General features: G+C 62.6%; 1 protein-coding gene. It reads right to left on the bottom strand.

Annotated elements, in window-relative coordinates; translation table 11 throughout:
• The coding region (locus FJ319_14705; GenBank protein ID MBM3935515.1) for a hypothetical protein at window positions 1-2230 on the bottom strand (2230 nt) is incomplete at both ends.

The raw sequence follows: 2230 nt of genomic DNA, 5'->3' as shown, positions 1-2230 counted from the left end.
TACTGGCCCATTACAGCGTTCCAGTAGGCAGGGTCTATGAAGCTGACGCTGCGGTACTTCTTGGACTTGTTGCCAGGGTGGTAGAGGTTGTCCGTCCCGTCTTCGAAGTACAGGGTCACATAGTCCGGGCTGGTGCCTGTGGTGGCGTTGCGGGGAACGTTGCGCACGTTGTTGCGCTTGATGCGGAGCGCGCGCTCGATGCCGGAGTATGCCAGGCCGTTGGGCTTGAGCTGGTCCTGGGCATTGATCCGGAACACTGATTTCCCGAGCTCGATCTTGCGAGGATCGAGCGTTGCCAGGATGACGCCCTCCGTGAATATCTCCTGCAAGCGCATGGCGTCGCCGGTGATATCGACCGGATAGGTGCCCTCAGGGGCCGTTTTGCCGTAGATGTCTGTGATCTTGGGGTCGGGGCCGGTGGGCGCTAGGCCCTTCTCTCCCCGGGTCTGGTAGTAGGTGCCGGCCATGGGGAACGACTGGTGCGCCATAACCGGTATGATGCGCTGGTTGGTGGACGCCCAGGGGTTCACTCCGCCCTCGGTATGCGTGGTCCAGTAGAACTCCACCGTGTACGCGGCGGCCAGGCCCGCCGGCGCTCCCGCAATAGCGGTCTTGGCGCCCTCCTTGATGTCCAGGTGTATCCCGATCTGCTTCAGGTCTCCCTGCAGGAGCTCCAGGTACGGGAAGTAGGGCATGGTCTCGGTCATTGTGAGGGTGAGCCTGCCCTTGCCGTCCTGTCGCTCCAGGTAGCCGTCGCCGTCGCTGTCCTTGTACCCCATCTTCGTCATCAGGGCCTTTGCGCCGGCAACATCTAGCTGGATATCCATGTAGCGGTACTGGTCTTCGGGCGCGTAGGCCGTGCTCGGGTGCGGCGCCGCGTTCTGAGGTACTGCCAGGCCGGAGGCGAACGCCTCATTGGCGGCGACGCGGTTCCATGCCTTGGAAAGGGCGAGCCTGAAGTCGTATGTCCGCAGGAGCTTCGCGATCTCCACGTCTCCGGCGTACTCCTGGTTTATCTCGATTATGGTGTCCGCGCCGTCGAACGCCGGGTACTTCATCAGGCTGTAATCGCCCTTGACCATGTTGGTAAGGTACAGCGGCAGCTCGGCCAGCTGCAGGGCCGCGCTGTTAAAGTCGGCCTCGCTGTTCATTACCCGGAAGGCGGCGACATCGCGGCTCTCCACGCGGAAGCTCTCCACTCCGTCAGCGTACGGGAGCTGGTTGCCCTCCGGGTCCACGCCGTAGAAGTAGTGGTTACGGGTGAAGACGTTGTGCGACTCGCTCAGGGACTGGGTGATCCAGAAGCCCTGCCACGGGATGTAGTGCTCACCCTTGTAGATGTAGTTAGGGTCGAACGTAGTCGGCACTGCCACGGAGGGCATGCTGGTAAAGCCGCGGACATTCCTCACGGTGACGAACAGCTTCGTCCAGTCGGGCTGATTGTACTTCTTGAGCAGGTCTGGTATTTCTGCGGAGTTGTACTTCGTGTGGTAGCGCTTGAAGACGTGCGCAGGCGAGATGAAGCAGCGAGGGCAGCCTCGCATGCTTGTTGGGTGGCCTTCATCCGCGGCGAAGGAGTACTGGGGGTCATCGAACGAGATCTGGTAGTGCAGGTCATCCAGCACCTTGAACTTGAAGTCGTTGCCCGTGATCGGCGACTTGACGTACTCGGGGAGGCCGGGCATCAGCGCCTTGTTCAGAATGAGGTCTTCGATGGCGAAGCGATAGTCCTCCATCGTGACCGGGTAGCCGTCCGACCAGCGCGCGCCCTTGCGGAGCGTGAAGGTGTACACGCGGCCGCCGTCGCTGGACTCGAATGCTTTGTAGGAGCTGGGGATAATGGTTGATGCGGTGGGGTCTACCCAGAGGCCGCCCGCAGGCAGCCACAGGCGGTCCAGGCTCAGGTTGCCCGCATCCGTGAACCGGAGCACGCCGCCGTACACTCCGATCTCATCGCTGGGCGGGTAGACCTTTACATCGGCGGGGACAGGCAGGCGCTGCTCAAGGGGGAGAATCTTCCCCTGTTTAACCAGGTCCGCCGACATTGGGGACTCTTTGAACGTCGTCGGCCGCGGCCCCTTATAGGCGTCCGACTCCACGTACACGGATTCGGTCGTGGCCCGAGCGGCCACGTACTTGCCTGGCGCCGCCGCCGCCGGGGAAGTTGGCGCCGCTTGTGCGACCCCTGTTGGCGTGGGCTGTCCTGGAGGGCCGGCCGTGGCGGTGTCGT

This window comes from SAR202 cluster bacterium, assembly GCA_016872355.1.
Taxonomy (GTDB): Bacteria; Chloroflexota; Dehalococcoidia; order Lucifugimonadales; family VGZY01; genus VGZY01.
Note: the sequence above shows the minus strand (reverse complement) of the source record. Positions and strands in the feature narration are given on the sequence as shown.